Genomic DNA, 24395 nt, shown 5'->3' with positions numbered 1-24395 from the left:
ATGTAATTTACGCGCTTATAAAGATTATTTTCTCTGTATCACAGATCAATTATGAAAATGCCAAAATATCAAAATGAAAGAAATGTTTTTTACCAGCGATAAGAAAACTGCTAATTAGGTATTTCTTGCTTATCACCCCACCATACTCGCTCTTTTTTCAGCAAGCATCTCTTTAGCAGTAGCAGCAATTCCGGCAGCATCAAATCCACATTCGGCCCACAGTTCTTTTTGTTCGCCGTGGTGGATGTATCTATCGGGTATTCCGAGTCGTTTTACTTGTGCAGCATATCCATTTTCGGCCATAAATTCAACAACGGCACTGCCCATACCTCCAATTATGCAACCGTCTTCAACAGTAATAACGCGGTTAAATTTGGAGAACACTTCGTGCAACAATATTTCATCTATGGGTTTAGCAAAGCGCATGTCGTAATGTGCAGCCGTTATTCCATCGGCTTGCAAGTCTGCGCAAGCTTTAGCTACAAAATTTCCGGGATGACCAATGGTTAAAATTGCAATATCGTTTCCATTGCTGAGTTTGCGCCCTTTGCCTATTTGCAGCTCTCTTAAGGGTGTTTTCCATTCCGGCATCACACCATTTCCACGGGGGTAACGAATACTAAACGGACCTTTATTTTCAAGCTGTGCGGTAAACATCAGGTTGCGTAATTCTTCTTCGTTCATAGGAGATGAAACAACCATATTGGGTATGCAACGGAAATAAGCCAAATCATAAGCCCCATGATGTGTAGCCCCATCGGCACCGGCAAACCCACCTCTATCTAAACAAAATACAACATTTAAATTTTGAAGGGCCACATCGTGTACCACCTGATCGTAGGCCCTTTGCATAAAGCTGGAGTAAATATTGCAAAAAGGTACTAAGCCTTGTGTGGCTAATCCTGCCGAAAAAGTAACGGCATGTTGTTCTGCAATTCCCACGTCAAATGCACGATCGGGCATTGCCTTCATCATAATGTTTAGTGAACAGCCACTTGGCATAGCAGGAGTGATGCCCACAATTTTATTATTTTTCTCGGCCAATTCCACAATAGTGTGGCCAAAAACATCTTGGTATTTAGGGGGCTGAGGTGCAGTTGGAACCACTTTTACAATTTCGCCGGTATCCTTATTAAACAAGCCCGGAGCATGCCAGGTGGTTTGATTGCCCTCTTCGCTAAATTTATAGCCCTTGCCTTTAACGGTTAAAATGTGTAATATTTTTGGTCCCGGAATGTCTTTTAAATCGGCCAGTACTTTTGCCAAACGCTCCACATCGTGCCCATCAACCGGTCCGAAATAACGAAATTTTAAGGATTCAAACAGGTTACTTTGTCGGAGCAAAGTGGCTTTTATTCCGTTTTCGATTTTGGAAGCAATTTCTTGGGCATTTGGTCCAAACTTGCTGATTTTACCCAGTAATTTCCAAACCTCATCCTTAGCTTTGTTATAAGTATGTGAGGTAGTAATGTCGGTTAAATATTCTTTTAGGGCGCCCACATTTGGATCAATACTCATGCAGTTGTCGTTAAGCACCACCAACAAGTTGGAGTTTTCGACACCGGCATGATTTAATCCTTCAAAAGCCAATCCGGCTGTCATCGCACCATCACCAATAACAGCAATGTGCTGACGATCTTTTTCGCCTTTGTAATGAGATGCAACTGCCATCCCCAATGCTGCTGAAATAGAAGTAGAGGAGTGACCCACACCAAAAGTATCGTATTCGCTTTCGCTTCGTTTGGGAAATCCACTAATTCCTTTGTAGATGCGATTGGTGTGAAATACCTTTCTGCGGCCGGTTAAGATTTTGTGTCCATAGGCCTGGTGTCCTACATCCCACACCAATTGATCGTAAGGAGTATTAAACACATAATGCAAGGCAACTGAAAGTTCAACCACCCCCAAACTCGCCCCAAAGTGCCCACCTTTAACCGAAACCACATCAATAATAAACTGACGCAATTCATCACAAACTTGTTTCAACTGGCTTTCATCCAGTCTTTTCAAATCTGCAGGATACTCAATTGTTTCGAGAAGGGGTCCGGCTTTAATTTCCATTTATAAAGTGTTAAAAACGAAGAACAAACAACAAGTTCGAATGTTTATTGCCTTATGTTTTTAAAGTAAAAGGCTTTTAACTTTTTTTAATGATGGTGCCCATGTGGCCCATGCACGTGTCCGTGAGAAAGCTCTTCAGCGCTTGCTTCACGAATATCTAATACCGTTCCTTTAAAACGTAAGTCTTGTCCCGCAAGCGGATGATTAAAATCCATACGAATATGGGTTTCAGTAATTTCATCCACAACACCTTGCATGCGGTTTCCTTCATTGTCGGTCATTGGTAAGGTGTTTCCAACTTTAACCATATCCTCGTCAATGGAGCCATCTTCTGCTTGAAAAGCCTCAATGGGAATAGTCACAATGCTATCTTCATCCACTAATCCATAGCCGTTTTCAGCTTCAATGTTAAAATCAAAACTATCGCCTACTTTTTTGCCCTTTAAATTACTTTCAAAGGCTTCCAGCAGTCCACCAGCGCCATACAAAAACACAAAAGGATGTTCTGAATCAGTTTTTTCTACCAGCACTTCCTGGTTATTTTCCTTAACAGTTAAGTGGTAATTTACCGATACCACTTTTTTACTTTCTATTATCATACAGCCGTATTTATAAAAAATTGAGGCGTAAAAATAATGAATTTCCTCGATAAATGGCTTTTAGAGAAGGACTTGTTTTGGATAAACTTACGAATTGGAAAAAATTTCTTGACTGATTCAATCCTACATGTGTTGAAGGCGGGATAAACTAAAAGAAGGCCCTCACCTGCACATTCCCCACATGCACCATTTTATTACTACCGGATTTACGACCATCATAGCTTAAATTTAATTGAATATTATTGGCAAGTGTTTGCTGATATATCAAATTCCAAGTGTAATTTTTACCGGCCTGTAAACCTTCCAGCATTTCATAACTGACATTAGAATTAGCGGCTCCATTGTAATTAAAAAACACATAATTAAATTTTGCCGAAAGGCTACCCTTTTGTGCTTTGCTGTATTTTAATTCGGTTCCAATTTTTTGTCCTAATGCAAGCTCTTGTTCACGCAATGAATCTGTATCGTTTCGAACATTCTTTTTTTCGGAATATTGATAGGTAATACTAAGCCGAAAGGTGGTGGTGGGTTGAAAACTTATTGTGGGTTCGGTGCTTTTTATTAAAATTCGAAAATTACGCGAACTAAAAAATTGTACGGTATTTGTCTTCGTGCCCATTGTAGCATCGTTTGTTAATAGCCACTTACGCGTTATATTCCATCGTGCCTTTAAGATATTTGAAATGGTGGAACGTTGCTCAGTTCCATTTACTAAAAGCGATTTGTTTTTGTTTTGGAGGTAGGAATAATCAAAGCCAAATTTAGAGTTGAATCGGTTAAATATAAAGGTATTTCGAAAGGCCGAATTGAGTGTAACAATAGCGGCATCTTTTGTTTCATTCAGAAAGGGGTTCAAGTATTTTTCAGCGTCGTTGTTGCTTGTTTTTCGATCGATGCGGTAGGCAGTTTGATTACTCAACAAAGAAATGAATTTTCGTACACCTTTTTTGTTACTCCATATTCTGGACGGATTTAAATTAATAATCTCATTAAACTGATTATTGTAGGTCTTAACAAATTCGCTGGTAGGCGTAAAAACTTTAAGATACTCTGCTTTGTCCTTAAAAGTTGCCTCCACAAACTCATCCAGTCCTTGTATGGAATCGTTATTTAAATCGAGCCATTGATACACGCCTTGCCCGGGCTGCACCTTAATGAAGGAGTATTCTTTTTTTACTTCGAGTCCTGAACCTACTTCATAAAATGTGGAAGAAGAAATCACACCTTTAAATAATTTCAGGTCATACTCGATACGGCTTACCAATGAATTGTCGGGCTTTTGCGGACTGAGGGCTTTGTTTTTTATTTCAAGTGTACGATACGTTGCACTGATTCTTAACACACTGTTTTCATTTTTTGCAAAACCCAAACCCGCTTCAATGCTTTGACCACGGCTGGTCTTGTTAAAATCACCACTATTGCTTAACCAATCTATACGGTTTAAATATTTTAAGCCGAAAGAAGTTTTAGCAGTATCCGCACTTTTTGCAAAAGCCTGCCACTCTATAAAATGAAAACTATTTGCAAACAGAGAATCTTTTTTAGAAAAAAACTTACTTTCTTCCTGTTCAACACCCGCGCCGATTGTAACAATCGATATTTTTTTTGAAAGCAAAGCTTTGTATTTTAAATAAGATGTTTTGATGCTGTTTCCATTGTTTGAATTCAACAAACTTGCAGCGGAAGAAAAATTGTATCCTCGTTTAGTCGCGTCCGAGCTAATTCGATGCTGAATGCCCGAATAATTGCCGAGCTCCCTAAAACTGTTTAACTGATAAAAAGCATTTCCAGTGGATTTTTTTTCAATTCCAATTTTAGCACTAGCCAATGTTTGCGCATTGTTAATAGTGCTCGACCCCCTATTCCAATCTCGCTCAAATTCAACAGGTCGGTAGCGTTCTATAGGAGAAAAATAGTTCGAAATGAATTCAAGTGTTGCACCGCTTACAAAATGTAGTGTATCCCTTTCGGTGGATGAAAGGGGCGTTTTTTTAAGCAAACCTAGTCTAATTCCATAGCCCTCATCATCTTTAGAGGCTAGGCTGGAAAAAGTATTTTTGTCGTAATTGCTGTAAGCAAGCTCAAGGGTGGATGTAAAATTTCGGGAAATTTGATAATCGGCAGCTAGCGTAACGAGCTGCCTTTTCTTGGGGGTAATTAGTAACACTACAGGCTCATAGGCTCCTTGTTTTATACCGGCAACCGGAGCCACCCATTGATATACCTTTCCGTTTGCACTGGTGTTTACCGGATTGTAATTTCCATTTCCAACCCCCACATTCGTAAAGCTTAAGCGAAAAAAAGCATTTGACGAATCGGTGGAGTAAACATATACATTGACATAGCCAAGCGTGTCAACTACCTTGTATAAAACAGTGTTGGGCAGATATCCTGTGGTATCGATGCTGGGAACAACCGCATTTTGAAGACTATCGCCAATGGCGGCTAGCACTTGTTTTTCGCTTGTTTTTAGGTCTTGAAGCAAGGGTTTCTTCTTGTTATCCTGTTCCGAAAATACATGAAAGCGGAGGGCTAGCTTCTTGTTTTTGTATTCATTTCCGAGTTCATATAAGGACCGTGCATAATTTTTATCACTGTATTGAAACTCAGCGGTAATTCGCCTGTCCTTTGTGATTTTTCGTTTTGGAGTAAATGTTATTTCAGCAGTGTTGTAATCAATAACATAGTCATTTTCTTGACCACGTTCCAAAAGCTGCCCATCAATGAATATTTTTTCGGAACCGGAAAGGATTATGACATACGCTTCATTTTCGGCTCCGGTTAAGCGGTAGGGGCCTTGATTTCCCTCCACTCCCGGAATTAGATTTCGTGAAAATTTTCCTTTTGATACAGCAGCACTTAAGGAAACAGACATGCTGTTGCTTTTTTGTTTCTCGGTTGTTTTTCCAAGTCCAAACGTGCTTGAAAAGCTTGCCCCTTGCGACTTTTTGAAGTAATTCATAAAATAAGAATTGGGTCGGGTGAGCTGAAAATCTCCTGCAATGAGTTGTGATTTATCGTCTTTAAATTGAATATACACACGATCAAACTCTTGCAGTTGTTGCGTGTTTCCTTCGGGCTGAATTGGAATGTTATCATCTGCAATAGCAGCTAGAATCCCAATTTTATCCGTAAGCTTTCCGCTCAATTGTAGGTTTAGATTCGAGTTTACAACAACATCTTGGTTGTTTCCAAATGCCACACCCCTGGTTATGCTTCCACTTTTATTTAATCCTTCGGAGGCAAAAAAATCGCTGTTTTTCTTTTCGTCACCGGTGTAAATAAAGGGGTTTATTTTACCACTTTCGTTGGGCTTAAGCACTTTACCATCCTTGTGCTGATAACTTTTCGAAAACAAAAATGGAAATACAGTATAGGTGCTAGTAAGGGGGGTGCGCTTAAACAAAGTGTCCGCTAAAAGTTGTGGGGATAAAATTAGCATCCCGCTTTCAGGAAGTAAAGTATACTCTCCAGAAGGAATTACTAAACCTAAATCGTTTGTCAATACAACACTTCCGGGAACTATGCTCAAGGAGTCAAGCTGAATTGTGTCCTGGTTTATAGTAATTATTTTTGTTCGTCGATTTGAAAAAAGCTCTTGCGCGTCAATAGATGCGGTGTTTATCAAGCATAATAAGAACAGCCATTTTAATTTCATTCTGCAGTAGCTACAACAAGCACAACTAAATTCCCCAAAAAATCTATAGCTGTGATAAACAAGATAGACACGTTCGGCATAGTTACAAAAAACACCGATGGAATAAGCAAACGTGAAGCAGCCGGCTTTATTGCCATTACTCAAAAATTGAAAGCAGTAACCATGCTATACAACAAACAAATCAAGCAACATGCATAGTACAAAAAAAATACTGTGGTTTCTGATTTTTGGAATATAATAGGTGTTTCGGTGTTCAAACTTTTTCATCCCCCAATAAGAAAGTAGCACTACGAAAAGCGCTTGAACAGAAGCAAACTTAATAATGTAGTTGGATGCATCATAGTATTTTTTTTGTTCAGAATCGATCGCATTTTTGCTGATAAATTGCGCTTTTTCTTTTTTGACATCTTCCGGTTTGGTATAAATCCTTCCTTTTTTAAAGTTTATGTCGTACGACAAGTCGGTTTGCTTTAACTGGGTGGATGACATATCGGGAGTTAAAAAACCAATGAGGCGCACCACCACAAAAGCACCAATGAGTAGGATGAAAAACAAGGAGGGGACTTGCCCAAAACGTCGTGTTCTCGGACTCCCAAACACAGGAATACTATTTATCAAAACGAGGATAAACAAAATGATAAAATACGTGGAAAGCGTTAAAAGCATATGGGGTATATTTTTGGGTAAATTTATTTAAAATTTGATTCTTGTTTTAAATTTTACTTTTGCAAAAAAAAACAGCATGAACAAAGGACCAATTTCGCAATTTATTGAAAAGCATTATTTGCATTTTAACTCGGCAGCATTAGTGGATGCAGCAAAAGGGTATGAAGCACACATGACCGATGGTGGAAAAATGATGATAACCCTTGCGGGAGCCATGAGCACCGCGGAGTTGGGAAAATCGCTTGCAGAAATGATTCGGCAAAATAAAGTGGATATTATTTCCTGTACAGGTGCCAATTTGGAAGAGGATATCATGAATTTGGTTGCCCACTCACACTATAAACGCGTTCCCAACTACCGCGATTTAAGTCCTCAAGAAGAATGGGATTTATTGGAGAACCATTACAATAGAGTTACCGATACCTGCATTCCCGAAGAAGAAGCATTTAGAAGGTTGCAGAAGCACATTCATAAAATATGGAAAGATGCAGATGATAAGGGAGAGCGCTACTTTCCACATGAATTTATGTATAAAATGTTGCTTAGCGGAGTGCTTGAACAATATTATGAAATTGACCCCAATGATTCCTGGATGCTGGCTGCAGCAAAAAAGAACATTCCAATTGTGGTTCCCGGTTGGGAAGACTCTACGATGGGAAATATTTTTGCTTCCTACGTTATTAAAAAGGAACTGAATGCAAGTACCATGAAATCGGGAATTGAATATATGGCTTGGCTTGCCGGCTGGTATCGCGAAAATTGTGCTGGAAAAGGAATTGGCTTTTTTCAAATAGGAGGAGGAATTGCCGGTGATTTCCCAATTTGTGTTGTGCCTATGTTGTATCAGGATATGGAAATGCACGATGTTCCATTTTGGGCCTATTTTTGTCAGATTTCAGACTCTACCACGAGTTATGGTTCTTATTCCGGTGCTGTACCGAATGAAAAAATTACTTGGGGAAAACTGGATATACATACACCAAAATTCATTGTAGAAAGCGATGCAACAATAGTTGCCCCACTTATGTTTGCATGGATACTAGGCTGGTAGAAATAAATCTCGTTTTAAATTCAACCATTCCAGCGCTGAACCACTCAAGAGTAGTTCTTTAGTGGTTGAATCAAAATTCATATCGCGAATTAATTTGCCGGGCTCGTTTTCTCCAAGGGGAAAGGGATAGTCAGAGCCCAAAGCAATTCTGTTGGCGCCAAATAAGTCAACAATAAATTCTAACATTTTAGGCTCATGAACCAACGAGTCAATAAAAAACTTACCGATGTAGTTTCTTGGATTCACATTGTTATCAATAGCTACAAGGTCAGGCCGGCATGCAAAACCATGTTCGATTCTTCCAATTGTTGAAGGAAACGAACCGCCACCATGTGCAAATGCCACGCGTAAATTAGGCAAGCGTTCAAACACGCCCCCAAATATCATCGAGCAAATCGCGAGCGAGGTTTCAGCCGGCATACCCACCAGCCAAGGGAGCCAATAGCGTTGCATTTTTTCTTGTCCCATCATTTCCCAAGGATGCACAAATACAGCCATCCCTAATTCTTCACAGGCTTGAAATACGGGCAATAAATTTGGATCATTGAGGTTCCATTCGTTCACATGGGAACCGATTTGAACCCCTACTAAACCAATTTTTTTACAACGCTCTAATTCTTTAATCGCCAAATCCGGAGCCTGCAACGGAATAGTACCCAATCCAATAAATCGTTTTGGATAACGTTGAATAATCTCCGCAATGTGATCGTTTAAAAATTGAGATACATCCAAGCAATCTTGTGGTTTTGCCCAATAACTAAACATCACCGGAACAGTACTTAATACCTGCACATTTACATGATGATGATTGCATTCTTGTATTCTTTTTTCAGCACTCCAACAATTATCTTCCACTTCCCTAAAAAATTTATCATCTTGCATCATGCGCGCACAGCAAGGTTTATGGTGTTCGAGATGAATAAAGCCACCATAACCAAACTTCTTCTTCCAATTCGGAATGTGTTCGGGTAAAATATGCGTATGAATGTCGATGCTGAAATCAGCCATTTAATTTAAGTTATGAGGACTTTTGTTAGTGATAGAAAGAAGCTAAAAGACGCCAATGAAGTCACTTTACGATTGCAACTCAATTAAGCTAATTTTGCAGGAGGCTCCATCACTGTTCCGCATTTCTTGCAGGTTCTTAAATTCACATCGTTGTAAAAGGCATCAAAAACTTTTGGAAGCTGCACCACAATATCTTTCAAATGAAATTCTGCCTCATGCAATTTTTCTGCACAGTTTTCGCAAAACCAAAGGCAGGAATCAATTTCCTTTTCATCTCTGTTTCGCTCAATTACTAATCCAACAGTATTTGCGCCACGTTGCGGGGAATGGGGAATGTGAGGGGGCAGAAGAAACATTTCACCTTCCTTAATATGAACATCCACATTTTTACCGTCTTGAATTGTTTTTATAGTGATGTCGCCTTCGAGTTGGTAAAATAATTCTTCTCCATCTTCAAAGTGGTAATCCTTGCGGGAATTAGGGCCGCCAACCACCATCACAATAAAATCTTTATTCCCGGTATACACCATTTTGTTGCCAACAGGGGGTTTTAATAGGTGTCGATTGTCATCTACCCATTTTTGCAAATTGAAAGGTTGTGAAACTGCCATGAGATATTTTTTAAATTAGAATTACTTAGGTAAAGAAAATGTTTTATGTTTGAATGACAAAATTAAGGAATATAACATGGATTTAAATCTGATCGGAAAAAGAGCAATTGTTTGCGGGAGCACACAAGGAATTGGGAAAGCAGTAGCGTTAGAGCTTGCGCAAATGGGGGCATCAATCACACTCATTGCTAGAAATGAAGCGTCTTTAAAAGAAGTGGTTTTGGAATTGAAAGCAAGCAACAGCCAAGCACACGATTACCTTTGTGTGGATTTTTCACAACCCTTAGATTTAAAAAGAGCCATTGAGTCGCGCTTTCCGCTTGGCAAAGAAACAGCCCATATTTTAGTAAATAATACCGGAGGCCCTCAAGGCGGACCAATTGTTACAGCAAAAACCGATGAGTTTATTCAAACGTTTTACAACCATCTTGTTTGCAATCATATTTTAGTTCAGGCGGTGGTTGAGGGCATGAAAGTAGCGAACTATGGACGTATCATAAACATCATTTCAACCTCGGTAAAGCAACCGCTCAAAGGTTTAGGTGTTTCCAATACCATTCGCGGAGCAGTTGCCAACTGGGCCAAAACACTTTCTCTTGAACTTGGGGCTTTCGGAATAACAGTAAACAATGTGCTTCCGGGTGCTACCAATACAGCACGATTAGTAAATCTCAACAAAGCAAAAGCTGAAAAGACAGGAAAAAGTTTAGATGACCTAAAACGAGAAATGGTAGCAGAAATACCGGCAGGCCGATATGCTGAACCCTTTGAAATTGCCAATGCTGTTGCTTTTTTAGCTAGTCCGGCTGCTGCATATATTAACGGAATAAATGTTCCGGTGGATGGAGGAAGAACAGGAAGTTTGTAATTGCCTATACGTTACCTATAACGTACATGGCCGAAAGAGTAGGAGATACACTACCCCCGCGAGGCTCTAGTGTAACAGCAAAAGCTTGTGCTCCGGCAATCAATTTCATTTTCTGTAAGCCATTAACTGTGGCGCCCACTTCAAATACACCGGCATCAACGGGCTTTCCATCCAAGAGTGCCCACAACTGATATTGTTTATCCCCGGAAGGGACTGGCAAATTACTTATATCCACAAAAACTTCTTGTGTGTTTTTATTCCAATACACTTTGGCTAAAGCCGTAGAATCCATTGCAGGTATGCCTTTCATAACAATGGTATTAAACGCTGTATTTCTAAATACGGCAACATCACCTAAGGTGTGCTCATACGAATTTTTAACCGTATTGAATTGTTGAGCCAACTCTTCCTTATTGCTATTCAACACCGAAATTTCACTTTCTGCACGTTTTAATTTATTCCAAAAGGTATAGTTTCCTACGCCGCTAATTAAAATTAATGGTATGCAAGCAGCAGCAATGAATTTGTAGTAATTGGATGTGCTTTTTTGCGAATTAAGGTGAACCAAATTTTCCTTGTTTGAAGAAGTTGAATTACGTGCATCTTTTTCAACGCGATCTAAAATATTTGCGCGTAATTGTGGTCTTGGTGCCAATTCAAAAGCAGCCGCGTAATTGAGCAAGGTATTTTGCACACGAATAAATTCCTGCATGATTTCAGGACTCGATTGGGCATTTCTTTCCACTTCAAGCATCTCTTCCTTAGAAAGAGACCCCATCACATAGAGTTCAAGTAAGCCGGTTTCTATATATTCCTGTGCATTCATTTTGTGGTGTATTCAAAATGTTTTCTCAAATTCAAAAGTGCCATTCTTGCCCGCGTTTTTACCGTACCCAAAGGAATGCCGAGTTTCTCCGACACTTCTACTTGGGTAAATCCACCAAAGTATAGCAGGTCAATTAATTTTTTTTGCTCGGGATCAAGCGCTTCTACTAAAGTTTTCAAACCAATTAAGTCGGGGTTTTGACTGGTATTGGATTTGAAATCAACAAAACTTACGATAGGATCAATGGCTTGGTTTTTTGTGTTGTTGGAAAAATCTTTTGACCGAACTTTGTCAATAGCCAAATTACGTGTCAGATTTACCATCCAGGTAAATAGTTTGCCTTTACCGGAATCGTACTGAGAAAAGTTTTTCCAGATTTTTAAAAACGCTTCTTGTAAAACATCTTCTGCAATTTCTTGAGTGGTAACAATGCGTAAAATTATGCCATACAATGCAGCAGAATAATTGTCATACAATATTCCAAACGCCTTAGTGTTTTGTTGTTTCAACAATTCAACAAGGGTTTCTTCGGCTATAATATGTCGTTTGGTGTAGGTCAAAATGGGGTTGTTGTGTACAAAGAAAATAAAAAATAGGGAGTCAAAAAATTAATTAATAATTTAGCTCAGAGTTCTATGCCACAGCATTCCGCCTTTTGCAATTAAAGATTTTGCTTTGTGCATAAGCAATTTGGTAGTATAAGCTTTGTTTGCTTTTTCTTTATGAAAAGCTACTTCATTATACAATCTGCGTAAGGCAAAATCATAATACGCTCGCCGATAAGTTCGTTTAAAATCAATGTCTCTATCAGTGCTGCTCTGCCAATCGAGTTGCTCCACAAACTTAGCCTCTACATCTGAATAAAGCGGTGTTCCTTTTATAGGATAAGCAATTGTTATGGTATAAAAATCAGGGTCCGAAACTTTTAGGTGATGAATGGTTTCTTCAATGTCTGCCTCTGTTTCGCCCGGGTAACCCAACATGATAAATGTACCGGATTGTATCTTGTGTTTTTTCGAAAGCTGAATCATTTCTCTCACCTGCTCCACACTTACACGCCTGTCCATGGCATCAATAATTTTTTGAGAACCGCTTTCGGCTCCAATCCACACCCGGAAACAACCACTCTCTTTAAGCAGGCGCATGCTTTCCTCATTTAAGCGATCTGCGCGTGTAATGCATTCGTAGGCAAGATTAATCTTTCGTGTTACAATTTCATCCCGAAACTCTTTCAGCCATTTATGACTCACAGTAAATACATCGTCTACAAACCAAAGTGTATCCACTTCATAATTTTTTTGAATGTGTTCTATTTCATCCGCTACCAGCTTGGCGCTGCGTCTGCGGTAGCTTTGACCGTATACCGCGCGACTGCACCATTTGCAGGTGTAGGGGCAGCCCCGCATGGTGGAAACAGAAATTGCACTTTGCCCATGTTTGTTTTTCCAGGCATCAAAATATAATTGTAGGTTTATTTTTTTTCGGTTGGGAAAAGATAGCTCATCAATATTCTTCAATAAACTACGCGCTTCTGTATGTATTATTTTTTCGTGCTTGTTTTTAAAAGCAATGCTTTTTATTTCATTCAGGATATTGTTATTGTTCAACGATGTATAATTTTGAGCCAATGCTAACATCGTTTCCTCGCCCTCGCCAAGCACAATAATAGCTGCGCCGTAGTTCAAAAAATTGTCTACATGATTGCGTACTTCTGGTCCGCCTAAAACAATTTTTGTGTGATTTAAAGAGGATTGAGCTGTTACAAACGAAATAATTTTTAGCACATTTAATTTGGTCATTAAATTGGTGTAAATACCAATTAAATCGGGCTTTTCAGTTAGCAGTTGTGTGCAAAGTTTTTCGAAGGATGAAAACGTAGAATCGTGAATGGAATTGTCAAATCCATGCTGCTCAAGATATGCCGACAGATATAAAATGCCCAGTGGTGGATAAGGTTTCATAATTTCCTTTTCCTTTTCATCTTCGTTGAGAAAATATCCGTGGGTGAGTAAAATTTTGACTGACATGGTGGGGTAAAGATAGACTTATGTCGATTTATTCTCAGCCTTTTTTTCGAAATAAATCAAGTAGTGATCTGCATAATCTGAAAGCAAGGATATGCGGCTAAGCAATTTTTCTTTTGCATTAAGCAGTTTTAAAAGTACTTTCTTGGATTTAAAAAAGGGTTCTAAATAGGAGGGAGGGATTGAAATACCAATAGGTTTGCAAGTTTTGAAATGTATATTTTTCGGAATCATTTTTTTGATTTCAGTGGGTGAATAATAATAGGTAGCTTGCGTAACATCTTGCCCTATCTGTGCCGGAACAGCTGTTTTAGAACTTCGGCGAAAAGCACTTTGGTTTTTTCCTTTAAGCAAAAAGTAGAAACGCTCCCACAAACATTTTCTACCCATGATGACCAACACCAATTTACCATGGGGCTTCAGCATGTTGGAAAAATCATTCAATAAGTTTTTTAGCTCCAATTCCGATACACAGTTTAATCCTCCAAAATTGGAAAATAGGAAATCGAATTTTTTATGCTTGTATTTTGATTTTAGTTCTGAAAAAGCAGCTTGTTCAAAAGAAACGGAGCCCATGTTTAGAGCTGGAATTTTTTTTCTTGACACTTCAATCATGTTAGTTGACCCATCTGTAGCAATTACCTGATTTCCTTTATTGGCAAACCAAACAGCATCTTCACCGGTGCCGCAATTAATTTCTAAAATAGATAATGGGGAGTCGCTAAGAATGTTTTTCTCAAGGAATGAATAAACACAAGCACGCTGCATTTTGCCAATTTCGGAGTAGGTGAAATCGGTATCGTAGTTTATAGCCGCAGCATCAAACCGGGAATGAGATGGCATGTATCAGTAAATTTTTTGACAAGATAAAAATCTATTCTGTTATGCTTTATAGTTGAAAGGCTGTTGTAGGTGAAATCGGTTATAATTTAGAAAATGCAAACTAAATTAGTTTAAGGATAGCAGAAGGGATTTGCTGCCCCTATCTTGAGTTTGGTGATAAGCATCGAACGGCAATTACAGTGAATTGTAATTTAATATGATTTTCAACTTGTATTGTATGCCTTAGCCTTGTCAAAAGTGCTCATGGTTTCCATTTCCAAATCCAGCAAAATAACCCTACTTTTGCAGCCCTTTGTTTGATTTGCATGACAGCATTTCTTGTTATTTTGTAAAATCATGACAAATAGGACAAAGGCTTAATAATTGGAGAGAATCCTCAAACTTATATAGAGAGAACATGTTAGATTTCCTTACCAAATCGGTTTCCAAATTGTTTGGAAACAAGTCTGAACGCGACATACGTGATTTACAACCCATTGTAGACAAAATTCACAAAGCTTACGAAAGTATCAGCCAACTGAGCCACGATGGATTGCGCGCAAAGACACTTGAATTTAAAGCGCATATCCAAAAACATATTGCAGCTGAAAATGAGCAAATTAATGCACTGCGAGCTGCTATCGACACTAATCCGGATATGGATGTGACGGAGAAAGAAAAAAACTACGACACCATCGATCAGTTAAAGAAAACAGTTACTACAAAAATTGAAGAAGCTCTAAATGAAGTTTTGCCTGAAGCGTTTGCCGTTATGAAAGAAACCGCGAAACGCTTTAAGGAAAATACTGCTATTGAAGTTACAGCCACACAAATGGACCGCGACATGGCAGCCACGCGCGACAGTGTGGAAATTAAAGGCGATAAAGCTGTTTTTTCTAACTCCTGGATTGCTGCCGGAAATCGTGTTACCTGGGACATGGTACATTACGATGTGCAGTTGATAGGGGGTATTGTATTGCACCAAGGTAAAATTTCGGAGATGGGAACAGGAGAGGGAAAAACCCTTGTGGGGACCTTACCGGTTTATCTGAATGCCCTAAGTGGTATGGGTTTGCATCTTGTTACGGTTAACAATTATTTATCAAAACGTGACTCGGAATGGATGGGCCCTTTGTTTGAGTTTCATGGTTTGACGGTAGACTGTATTGACAAACATGAACCCAATTCGGAAGAGCGCAGAAAGGCTTATTTGGCCGATATTACCTATGGTACAAACAACGAATTTGGTTTTGATTATCTGCGCGATAATATGGCGCGCAACCCCGAAGATTTAGTGCAACGCCCTCACAATTATGCCATCGTGGATGAGGTGGACAGTGTATTGATTGATGATGCACGAACTCCTTTAATTATTTCGGGTCCCACACCCAAAGGCGATGTGCATGAGTTTTTTGAACTAAAACCCAAAATCGAAAAACTAGTAAATGCGCAGCGCAATTACGTGAATACGGTTCTGGCCGATGCAAAAAAAATACTGGCTCTCAACGACCCAAAGAAAAATGAAGAAGGTGGTTTTGCCTTGTTGCGTGCTTATCGCGGACTACCTAAAAACAAAGCCCTTATTAAGTTTTTAAGCGAGCCGGGAGTAAAAGCGCAATTGCAAAAAACGGAAAACTATTACATGCAGGACCATGGCAAAGAAATGCCAAAAGTGGATGCGGAATTATTTTTTGTAATTGATGAAAAAAACAACACCATCGAATTAACAGAAAAGGGAATCGAACTTATATCGGGTGCTACAGAAGATGCAAAGTTTTATGTGTTGCCCGATGTAGGAAGCGAGATTGCGGAAATTGAAAAATCTAATCTCAGCGAAAGCGATAAAAGAAACCGCAAGGATGAACTCATGCGCGACTTTGCCATTAAGAGTGAGCGCGTGCACACCATGAATCAATTGATGAAAGCTTACACCCTTTTTGAAATTGATGTGGAATACGTAATCATCGACAATAAGATTAAGATTGTGGATGAGCAAACCGGTCGTATCATGGAAGGCCGCCGTTACTCCGATGGATTGCATCAAGCCATTGAAGCAAAAGAAAATGTGAAAGTAGAAGCATCTACTCAAACCTACGCAACGATTACGCTTCAAAATTATTTCCGCATGTACAAGAAATTGGCAGGGATGACCGGAACAGCCGAAACAGAAGCAGGCGAGTTGTGGGATATTTATAAGTTGGATGTGGTGGTTATTCCAACAAACCGGCCAATTGCCCGCAAGGATAAAGAAGATTTGGTATACAAAACCAAGCGCGAAAAATACAATGCAGTAATAGAAAACATTGTGGAGGAAACGCAAAAAGGGCGTCCGGTATTGGTGGGTACCACTTCCGTGGAGATATCAGAATTACTCAGCCGCATGCTGAAATTAAAAAACATAAAGCACAATGTGTTGAATGCGAAAATGCACCAACGCGAAGCCGAAATTGTAGCAGAAGCAGGTAAGCCCGGAACGGTTACCATTGCAACAAATATGGCCGGTCGTGGAACGGATATTAAACTAGGTCCCGGTGTAAAAGAAGCCGGAGGATTGGCCATTGTGGGTACTGAGCGCCACGATTCACGAAGGGTAGACCGTCAGTTACGCGGTCGAGCCGGACGTCAGGGAGATCCGGGAACATCTCAGTTTTTTGTTTCATTGGAAGATGATTTGATGCGTTTATTTGGATCCGATCGAATAGCCAAGCTGATGGACCGCATGGGAATTGAAGAGGGGGAGGTAATTCAGCACAGCATGATTACCAAATCGATTGAACGCGCCCAGAAGAAAGTAGAAGAAAACAATTTTGGAACACGTAAGCGTTTGCTCGAATACGACGATGTGATGAACTCACAGCGCGAAGTGGTGTACAACAAGCGCCGACATGCCTTATTTGGTGAGCGTTTGGCGGTAGATATTGCCAATAGCATGTACGATGTGTGTGAGAGCATAGTGGCCGAATATCAAGAGCAAAAAGATTTTGAAGGATTTGATTTGGAATTGATTCGAGTGCTGTCAATTGAAAGTCCGGTAGCGGAAGCAGATTTTATGAAAACGGCACACGAAACTTTGGTAGAAATGCTTTACGAAAAAGCCTACAAGCACTATCAGGATAAAGCAAGTATGATTACCGAAAATGTTTTTCCTGTGGTAAAAAATGTTTACGAAAATTCTGCTCATATTTATGAAAACATAGTAATTCCTTTTACCGATGGAATTACAACGATGCAAGTAATTGCAAATCTTAAAAAGTCCTATGAATCCAAGGGGCGAGAATTGTTTAATGCCTTCGAAAAAAATGTTCCGCTCAACATTATCGACGATGCCTGGAAAGAACATTTGCGCGAATTGGATGAATTAAAAACATCGGTACAAAATGCAGTTTACGAACAAAAAGATCCCTTGTTGATTTACAAATTTGAATCGTTTGAGTTGTTTAAAACGATGATTACAAAAGTGAATAAGGAAATTGTCTCGTTCCTATCGAAAGCTGCTTTACCCGAAGAAAATAAAAATGCCGTAAAGGAAATAAAGGCACCCGAGCGCACCGATATGAGCAAGTTGCAGGTGAGCCGAACCGATGAAATTCCAAGAGTTTCAGGCGGAGGAGGAAATCCTGAAGCACCACAAGAAAAGCCTAAAATTCAACCGGTACGAGTTGAAAAAACAGTAGGCCGTAACGATCCTTGTCCTTGCGGAAGTGGCAAAAAATTTAAAAACTGTCACGGCGCAAACGCTTAAAAGCATTAGACCAGATTGCAATAGAAAGCAGTCTGGTCTTTTTTTCTTAAAAAATATTTTTCTCAAAAATTTGCTTCCCTAAAAGGAATTGATTTCATTTGCTTGACATACGTATAAGCAATCTGAATTTTTAGTATCATGCCGGAGAAAAAACCCCATTTCTGCTCATTAAAAATTTTATGTGCTCTTGTGCTCTTATTTTGCGGGAGAGCTGCTTTTGCCCAAGCAATTAAGGGTACTGTTAAAGATACCAAAAGTGGCGAGTTGTTGGTAGGGGTTAGTGTGGTTATTAAAGGAACTTCAATTGGTGCAATTAGCGACTTTGATGGTAACTTTCAATTCAACACAAGCGCTACTCCTCCCATTACCCTAGTTGCTTCTTATGTTGGTTACACTCCACAAGAACTCATTGTAACTGATTTATCAAAATCTGTAACAATAAAATTGGGTGTGAATGAGGTGCAACTCAAGAGTTTCGAAGTGAGTGATATCCGCATCAGCGAAAAGCAAAAGGAATCTCCTCTTACGGTTGAATCGATGGATATTATTGCCATTAAACAAACATCGGCGGCTAATTTTTATGAAGGATTGGGTCAGTTGAAAGGTGTTGATTTAACCTCTGCAAGTATTGGGTTTAAAGTAATTAATACACGTGGCTTTAATAGCACTTCTCCTGTTCGTTCGCTTCAAATTATTGACGGGGTGGATAATCAAGCACCCGGCTTAAATTTTTCGCTCGGAAATTTTTTGGGAGCCTGTGAATTGGATGTGCAAAAAGTGGATTTAGTAGTAGGAGCAAGCTCTGCCTTTTATGGACCGAATGCCTTTAATGGAGTAATTTCAATGAACACCAAAAGCCCATTTATTCATCAGGGTTTGAGTGTTTCTCTTAAAACGGGTGAACGGGATTTATTTGAAGGATCTATTCGCTTTGCCAAAGCATTTAAAAATAAAAAGGGCGAAGATAAGTTTGCCCTTAAAACCTGCTTTTTCTACATGCGTGCCAACGATTGGGAGGCAAACAACATGGATGCCACTCCACAATCACTTACCAGTGCCGATAACCCTGGGGGATATGATGCTGTGAACAGGTACGGAGATGAAGCCGATAGAGGCAATGTTGCCAAAACATTTACCTCGCCGGGCTTAAATCGATATAACCGCACAGGCTATTTGGAGAAGGATATTGTGGACTATAATACCAAGAATTTGAAAGCATCCTTGGCGCTACACTATAAAGTGAAACCGGAAGTTGAGGTGATTTATGCAAGCAGTTTTGGAAATGGTACCACGGTGTATCAAGGCGATAATCGATATAGTTTAAAAGACATTCTTTTTTTTCAAAACAGAATTGAACTTCGAAAAGAAAACAAATTTTTCATAAGGGCTTATGCTACTAATGAAAATGCCGGAAAATCCTATGATGCTGTGTTTACAGCGCTCTTACTTCAGGATTCAGTAAAACCCGACGATAAATGGTCGGTGGATTATCGTAATTTTTACAATACAAAAATGGTTCCTCGTGTAAAGAACCTCCCCGAATATCCACCCTTCACATTTCCTGTTCCGCCCGACTATGTAGATAACATAGAAGCTGTTTTAGCAAAGTATCCCGATTCCTTATTGCTCTATCATCAAAATGCCAGAGATTATGCCGATGGTATTGGAAATCCGGTTTTTGGTTATTTGGCGAGATTAGTGCCGGGTACCGAAGAATATAATAATGCGCTTAAAGAAATAACCTCTCGATCCAGCTATACAAAAGGCGGATCGCGCTTTTACGACAAATCAGCTTTGTATCATGTGCAAGGGGAATATAAATTTACACCAAGCATTCTAGATATTACAGTAGGAGGGAACTACCGTATGTATCGCCCCTATTCTAAAGGTACCATATTTAGTGATACTGCAGGAATCAAAATTACCAATCAAGAGTTTGGATTTTATGCTGGTATAGAGAAAAAGTTATTGTCTGAAAAGCTTAAAATTAACCTAACGACACGCTTGGATAAAAATCAGAATTTCAACTATGTTTTTTCACCCGCTGCATCAGTAGTTTATTCTTTTACTAAAAACTATACGCTTCGCGCCAACTTTTCATCGGCAATACGAAACCCAACGCTCACCGATCAGTATTTATATTACAATGTTGGGCGTGCTATTTTGCTTGGAAACATCAACGGGGTTGATTCGCTTGTTACCATTCCCTCGCTTTTTAATTTTTTAGATACCAGAAACTCGGATACCTTAAGCTATATTAATATCCAACCGATACGCCCGGAACAAGTGAAAACAATTGAGTTTGGCGCACGCGCTATAGTGTTTAACAATCTGTTTGCAGATGCTAGTTATTACTATAGTTTTTACAAGTATTTTATTGGTTATAAACTAGGTGCCGATGTTAATTACGACCAATCTACAAGCATTGTTACGAGCACGCAGGTGTATCGTGTGGCAGCCAATAGTGAGGAACAGGTTACCACGCAAGGTTTTTCCATTGGCCTTACTTATTTTTTCAAAAGGTATTATTCCATCGGTGGAAATTATTCTTGGAATGTTTTGAACCAAAAGGATTCTATCGATCCCATAATACCGGCATTTAATACGCCAGAACATAAGTACAATCTCACATTTAGTGGGAGAGATATCGACATGAATTTATTTGGCTTGCATCTTAGAAACTGGGGTTACAGTATCAATTATAAATGGATTCAAGGATTTCTATACGAGGGCTCTCCTCAATTTACCGGAGATGTCCCAACCTACGATTTGCTGGATGCTCAGTTAAATTATACTGTTCCTAAAATTTATTCTACATTTAAATTAGGCGCTTCTAATGTACTGAACAATAAGAAATTTCAAGTATATGGTGGCCCTAGAGTGGGACGTATGATCTATTTTTCGATACTCTTTGACCTTGGAAACTTGTAAGAATTACATGCGTCTATTTCATAAAAATCGATAAACGCACTTCTAAACTGATATAAAAAGGATATATTTGCTTCTACATAAACAATAAATTAAAAAAATAGCCTATGAAAAAAGTTATACTAATTACACTTGCATTTATTTCGATAGCAGCGGTGCAAAACACTTATGCACAACGTTATTTGAATGAAGTTTTTACCAATGTTACAAGAACTAATAACGTAAAATACGGACGAAATATTTCTGTTTTAACCGGTTCACCTGCAGCTCAGGATTTATTTATGGATGTGTATGAGCCAACCGGAGATACTGCCACAAAACGTCCGGTAATTATTTATTTGCATACAGGAAGCTTTCTTCCAAAATTAATTAATGGTTCTCCAACAGGTTCTCGCACAGACAGTACTGTTGTTGAAATGTGTACTCGTTTTGCAAAACGCGGATATGTTGCATGTGCGGTCTCTTACCGTTTGGGTTGGAATCCTCAAAGCAGCGATCAAGATGTACGTACCGGAACACTTTTGAATGCTGTTTACAGAGCCATTCAAGATGCTAAAACATCGGTTCGTTTCTTACGTGAAAACTTCTCTGTTGGTGGAAATACTTACAAAGTAGATACAAGCAAAGTTATTGTAGGTGGTCAGGGTTCAGGAGGATATGTTGCATTTGCTTATGCAAGTTTGGATAAGGTTTCGGAATTGAATCTTCAAAAGTTTATTAACAGTACTACCTTCCAGCCTTATGTTGCACAAGCACTTGCCGGAAATTTTAGCGGTACCGATTCCACTTTCTTAAACTCTCCATCACAAAATCACGTTGGATATTCTGATAAAATCAGCATGATTTTTAATGCGGGCGGTGCAATAGGCGATTCATCTTGGTTAGAAGCCGGAGATGTACCAATGGTTGCGTTTCATGTGCCAAGCGATCCATTTGCGCCTTTTACTTATGGTGCCGTAATCGTTCCTGTGTTGAATTATTTTGTGGTGAATGTTAGCGGTAGTCGTGATGTTGTAAGACGCGCAAATATGTTAACCAACAACGATGCAATAAACCAAGTTACCTATACTGATCCTTATACTACAGCAGCGAATGCCGTAAATGGAGGTGTTGGTGGATTAATGCCTTTTTACCTTCCCGGCCCACAATCAGGTCCATGGGAATGGTATGATTCTACTGCAACTGTAAACTATGCAATTGCAAGTGGATTACCTGCAGCTAATGGAACGCAAGCATATATGGGATCATTGCAAACCAATCCAAATATGAGTAAAGCAAAAGCATTGGCTTATATCGATACGATGCAAGGTTACTTAGCACCTAGAATGGCAAAAGTATTGAACTTGCCGGGAGCTCCAATTGGAATTAAGGCAATTGAAAGCAGCAAAAACTCAGTTTCTGTGTATCCAAACCCAGCAGTTGCAGACGTGAAAATTACCAGCAATGAAACAATTGCTACTGTATATGTTTACGATGCAATTGGAAATTTGGTGAAAGAAATTAGAAATGTAAATGCAACTCAGTATTCTTTGGAAAGAAAAGGATTAGAGACAGGTATATACTTGGTGAAAACAATGTCTGATAAAAACCACCAATCGATTCAAAAAATCGTACTACAGTAATTTTAAAAAGTAAAAAAAGCGAGCCGTCAATTAATTTTGACGGCTCGCTTTTTTTTGCGTTAACCTTTCTTTAAGGTAAAGGAAAAAACAGAACCCGCGCCTTCCGTGCTAATCACTTGTATGTTTTGCCCATGCGCTTCAATAATGTGCTTTACAATCGCTAAACCCAATCCGGTACCGCCTTGACTTCTGCTGCGCCCCTTATCTACCCTGTAAAAGCGCTCAAATACACGTTCGCTATCTTGTCGAGGTATACCAATTCCATTATCGGCTACTTCAATTAAATAGCTGTCGCCAATGTCGTTACACTTAACGGTGGTTTCACCATCGTCTTTCCCGTATTTTATGGAATTTACAATTAAGTTAGTGAGCACCTGGCGGATTCGGAATTTGTCGGCATATACAATGCTTTGCCGGGTATCAATAAACATTGCATTGAGCTTAATGCCTCGGGCGCTGGCGCGCATTTCCTGCGCTTCATACACTTCTTTTATCAACACATTAATATCAAACTTTTCCAATTCCAATTGCAGCTCGCCGCTTTCGAGTTGTGTAATTGCTTCCAAATCTTCCACAATCGAAATCATTCGTTCAACACTTTTTTCAGCACGTTGCAGGTAATTCCGGTTAATGTTAGGGTCTTCCAATCCACCGTCAAGTAAGGTAAGCACATATCCTTGAATATTAAAAATGGGTGTTTTTAATTCATGTGATACATTGCCCAGGTATTCTTTACGGTACACCTCGAGCTTTTTTAATCGCTCCGTTTCATCTCTTCGCTCTTGCGCCCACACCTCAACTTCGTGCTTTGTTTTTTCAAGAAAATCATCACTCACTTTTATTTCCATTGGCGCATCTTCTTTTTCATGCACATTAAAATGGTGAATGGTAAAAAAAATATCTTTTAGTTTTTTGTTGATATAGATTTGAAAGTAAAACCAAATGCCGCCAAAAAGCAAGAAAAAGCTCAGTGCCAGCATAACTGCCAAGTTGCTGATGTTGTTAGAATGAAAAAACAGCGACAATAAAAAAAACAGCAGCGTGCAGATAAGTGCCGTGAACAGCGAAAATTTTAAGGAAAGACCAATGCGCATGATACAAATTTAAAAATCAAATTTGTATCCCACACCTTTTACTGTTTTTATGTAAGTATCCCCTAGTTTTTCACGAAGCTTTCGGATGTGCACATCAATGGTGCGATCGCCTACCACTACGTCTTCTCCCCACACTTGCGAAAGTATATGTTCGCGGGTAAATACTTTTCCCGGTTTTGAAGACAGTAAGGAAAGCAATTCAAACTCTTTTTTGGGGAGATAAATTTTTTCACCGTCCTTTTCAATACAATATTGCTCCCTGTCGATCTTTATTCCTCCTACATTTACAGTTTCTTTTGGCGGCTCGGCCTCTCTTTGTCTTCGCAACAATGCTTTAATTCGGCTAACCAGCACGCGAGGTTTTATAGGTTTGCTGATATAATCGTCGGCACCCACTTCAAAACCGGCTATTTGAGAATAATCTTCGTTTCGGGCAGTTAAAAACGCAATTACCGCAGTTTTCAGTTCAGGGCTTTCACGCATTTGATTACAAGTTTCGATGCCATCCATGCCGGGCATCATTACATCAAGTAAGATTAGTTGAGGGCGCTCTTTTAGGGCAATTTCTATGGCCTGTTTTCCATTGTCACAGGTAAGCACAGTATATCCTTCCTTTCGGAGATTATAGCTCAGAAACTCGAGTATGTCTGACTCGTCATCTACTAAGAGAATTTTTTGGTTTTCTGTCATTACTAACTCCTTTTAATTTTGCATAAAATTCACGCCTTATTACTACCCATGTATTGCTTCAATGTTAAAAAAAGGTTAACAAAACAAAGGACAGAAAAAAACCCGAGAGAACAATTTATGTTTGA

The 24395-nt window shown here is 39.3% G+C and carries 18 protein-coding genes; 6 read left to right on the top strand and 12 right to left on the bottom strand.

Annotated elements, in window-relative coordinates; translation table 11 throughout:
- Positions 1-132: 132 nt before the first annotated feature.
- From IPP32_03455 to IPP32_03445, 3 genes are all read right to left on the bottom strand, one after another.
- Positions 133-2061, bottom strand: a complete 1929-nt coding sequence (locus tag IPP32_03455; protein ID MBL0047136.1) for a 1-deoxy-D-xylulose-5-phosphate synthase — start codon at positions 2059-2061, stop codon at positions 133-135.
- Between the two features lie 86 nt (positions 2062-2147).
- Positions 2148-2660, bottom strand: a complete 513-nt coding sequence (locus tag IPP32_03450; GenBank protein ID MBL0047135.1) for an FKBP-type peptidyl-prolyl cis-trans isomerase — start codon at positions 2658-2660, stop codon at positions 2148-2150.
- Between the two features lie 148 nt (positions 2661-2808).
- Positions 2809-6192: a hypothetical protein gene (locus IPP32_03445; protein MBL0047134.1), complete on the bottom strand. Its 3384-nt coding sequence runs from the start codon at positions 6190-6192 to the stop codon at positions 2809-2811.
- Positions 6193-6369: 177 nt separating this feature from the next.
- On the opposite strand from IPP32_03445, the gene IPP32_03440 reads away from it, so the two are divergent.
- On the top strand, positions 6370-6516 hold the full coding sequence (locus IPP32_03440; protein MBL0047133.1) for a hypothetical protein: 147 nt from the start codon (positions 6370-6372) through the stop codon (positions 6514-6516).
- Here the strand turns inward: IPP32_03440 and IPP32_03435 are convergent.
- Positions 6484-6984 carry a hypothetical protein gene (locus IPP32_03435; protein MBL0047132.1) on the bottom strand — a complete coding sequence of 167 codons (501 nt, stop codon included), beginning with the start codon at positions 6982-6984 and terminating at the stop codon, positions 6484-6486. The genes IPP32_03440 and IPP32_03435 overlap by 33 nt on opposite strands.
- 76 nt (positions 6985-7060) lie before the next feature.
- On the opposite strand from IPP32_03435, the gene IPP32_03430 reads away from it, so the two are divergent.
- Positions 7061-8035, top strand: coding sequence for a deoxyhypusine synthase family protein (locus IPP32_03430; protein MBL0047131.1), 975 nt, complete (start codon positions 7061-7063; stop codon positions 8033-8035).
- Here IPP32_03430 and IPP32_03425 read toward each other — a convergent pair.
- Both IPP32_03425 and IPP32_03420 read right to left on the bottom strand, forming a co-directional pair.
- The gene (locus IPP32_03425; GenBank protein ID MBL0047130.1) at positions 8024-9043 is read right to left on the bottom strand and encodes an amidohydrolase; all 1020 of its coding nucleotides are present in this window, start codon (positions 9041-9043) and stop codon (positions 8024-8026) included. The genes IPP32_03430 and IPP32_03425 overlap by 12 nt on opposite strands.
- Positions 9044-9126: 83 nt before the next feature.
- Entirely contained in the window at positions 9127-9654 is a 528-nt protein-coding gene (locus IPP32_03420) for a 3-hydroxyanthranilate 3,4-dioxygenase (GenBank protein MBL0047129.1), read from the bottom strand.
- A 76-nt stretch (positions 9655-9730) separates the two neighbouring features.
- Here IPP32_03420 and IPP32_03415 point away from each other — a divergent pair, with 76 nt between their 5' ends.
- Entirely contained in the window at positions 9731-10522 is a 792-nt protein-coding gene (locus tag IPP32_03415; GenBank protein ID MBL0047128.1) for an SDR family oxidoreductase, read from the top strand.
- A 4-nt stretch (positions 10523-10526) separates the two neighbouring features.
- Here the strand turns inward: IPP32_03415 and IPP32_03410 are convergent, their stop codons facing one another.
- The 4 genes from IPP32_03410 to IPP32_03395 are packed head-to-tail and all read right to left on the bottom strand — an operon-like array spanning position 10527 to position 14215.
- Entirely contained in the window at positions 10527-11348 is an 822-nt protein-coding gene (locus tag IPP32_03410) for an anti-sigma factor (GenBank protein MBL0047127.1), read from the bottom strand.
- Entirely contained in the window at positions 11345-11908 is a 564-nt protein-coding gene (locus IPP32_03405) for a sigma-70 family RNA polymerase sigma factor (protein MBL0047126.1), read from the bottom strand. The genes IPP32_03410 and IPP32_03405 overlap by 4 nt, the downstream gene beginning before the upstream one ends.
- Positions 11909-11968: 60 nt before the next feature.
- Entirely contained in the window at positions 11969-13375 is a 1407-nt protein-coding gene (locus IPP32_03400) for a radical SAM protein (protein MBL0047125.1), read from the bottom strand.
- An 18-nt stretch (positions 13376-13393) separates the two neighbouring features.
- Positions 13394-14215 (bottom strand): methyltransferase domain-containing protein, encoded by an 822-nt coding sequence (locus IPP32_03395; protein ID MBL0047124.1) that lies wholly within the window; start codon positions 14213-14215, stop codon positions 13394-13396.
- A gap of 397 nt (positions 14216-14612) precedes the next feature.
- Here IPP32_03395 and secA point away from each other — a divergent pair, with 397 nt between their 5' ends.
- The 3 genes from secA (at position 14613) to IPP32_03380 (ending at position 22486) form a co-directional block, all read left to right on the top strand.
- Complete coding sequence (gene secA / locus IPP32_03390) at positions 14613-17936, top strand: preprotein translocase subunit SecA (protein MBL0047123.1); 3324 nt, start codon at positions 14613-14615, stop codon at positions 17934-17936.
- A 138-nt stretch (positions 17937-18074) separates the two neighbouring features.
- Positions 18075-20867 carry a TonB-dependent receptor gene (locus tag IPP32_03385; protein MBL0047122.1) on the top strand — a complete coding sequence of 931 codons (2793 nt, stop codon included), beginning with the start codon at positions 18075-18077 and terminating at the stop codon, positions 20865-20867.
- A 104-nt stretch (positions 20868-20971) separates the two neighbouring features.
- On the top strand, positions 20972-22486 hold the full coding sequence (locus tag IPP32_03380; protein ID MBL0047121.1) for a T9SS type A sorting domain-containing protein: 1515 nt from the start codon (positions 20972-20974) through the stop codon (positions 22484-22486).
- Between the two features lie 59 nt (positions 22487-22545).
- On the opposite strand, the gene IPP32_03375 is transcribed toward IPP32_03380, so the two are convergent.
- Together IPP32_03375 and IPP32_03370 are read right to left on the bottom strand one after the other, a co-directional pair.
- Positions 22546-23466 carry a sensor histidine kinase gene (locus tag IPP32_03375; protein ID MBL0047120.1) on the bottom strand — a complete coding sequence of 307 codons (921 nt, stop codon included), beginning with the start codon at positions 23464-23466 and terminating at the stop codon, positions 22546-22548.
- Positions 23467-23589: 123 nt separating this feature from the next.
- A complete protein-coding gene (locus tag IPP32_03370) occupies positions 23590-24270 on the bottom strand; it encodes a response regulator transcription factor (GenBank protein ID MBL0047119.1) in 681 nt (226 codons plus the stop codon).
- Positions 24271-24395 lie beyond the last annotated feature (125 nt).

It is taken from the genome of Bacteroidota bacterium (genome assembly GCA_016721765.1).
In the GTDB taxonomy this organism is placed as follows: Bacteria; Bacteroidota; Bacteroidia; order UBA4408; family UBA4408; genus UBA4408.
This window is presented reverse-complemented; position numbering and strand designations above follow the sequence as displayed.

Bases quoted from the DNA above. Each gene is read 5' to 3' on its own strand.
- IPP32_03455 (MBL0047136.1), bottom strand. From the start codon at position 2,061: ATGGAAATTAAAGCCGGACCCCTTCTCGAAACAATTGAGTATCCTGCA.
- IPP32_03450 (MBL0047135.1), bottom strand. From the start codon at position 2,660: ATGATAATAGAAAGTAAAAAAGTGGTATCGGTAAATTACCACTTAACT.
- IPP32_03435 (MBL0047132.1), bottom strand. From the start codon at position 6,984: ATGCTTTTAACGCTTTCCACGTATTTTATCATTTTGTTTATCCTCGTT.
- IPP32_03430 (MBL0047131.1), top strand. From the start codon at position 7,061: ATGAACAAAGGACCAATTTCGCAATTTATTGAAAAGCATTATTTGCAT.
- IPP32_03425 (MBL0047130.1), bottom strand. From the start codon at position 9,043: ATGGCTGATTTCAGCATCGACATTCATACGCATATTTTACCCGAACAC.
- IPP32_03420 (MBL0047129.1), bottom strand. From the start codon at position 9,654: ATGGCAGTTTCACAACCTTTCAATTTGCAAAAATGGGTAGATGACAAT.
- IPP32_03415 (MBL0047128.1), top strand. From the start codon at position 9,731: ATGGATTTAAATCTGATCGGAAAAAGAGCAATTGTTTGCGGGAGCACA.
- IPP32_03410 (MBL0047127.1), bottom strand. From the start codon at position 11,348: ATGAATGCACAGGAATATATAGAAACCGGCTTACTTGAACTCTATGTG.
- IPP32_03400 (MBL0047125.1), bottom strand. From the start codon at position 13,375: ATGTCAGTCAAAATTTTACTCACCCACGGATATTTTCTCAACGAAGAT.
- IPP32_03395 (MBL0047124.1), bottom strand. From the start codon at position 14,215: ATGCCATCTCATTCCCGGTTTGATGCTGCGGCTATAAACTACGATACC.
- secA (MBL0047123.1), top strand. From the start codon at position 14,613: ATGTTAGATTTCCTTACCAAATCGGTTTCCAAATTGTTTGGAAACAAG.
- IPP32_03385 (MBL0047122.1), top strand. From the start codon at position 18,075: ATGCCGGAGAAAAAACCCCATTTCTGCTCATTAAAAATTTTATGTGCT.
- IPP32_03380 (MBL0047121.1), top strand. From the start codon at position 20,972: ATGAAAAAAGTTATACTAATTACACTTGCATTTATTTCGATAGCAGCG.
- IPP32_03375 (MBL0047120.1), bottom strand. From the start codon at position 23,466: ATGCTGGCACTGAGCTTTTTCTTGCTTTTTGGCGGCATTTGGTTTTAC.
- IPP32_03370 (MBL0047119.1), bottom strand. From the start codon at position 24,270: ATGACAGAAAACCAAAAAATTCTCTTAGTAGATGACGAGTCAGACATA.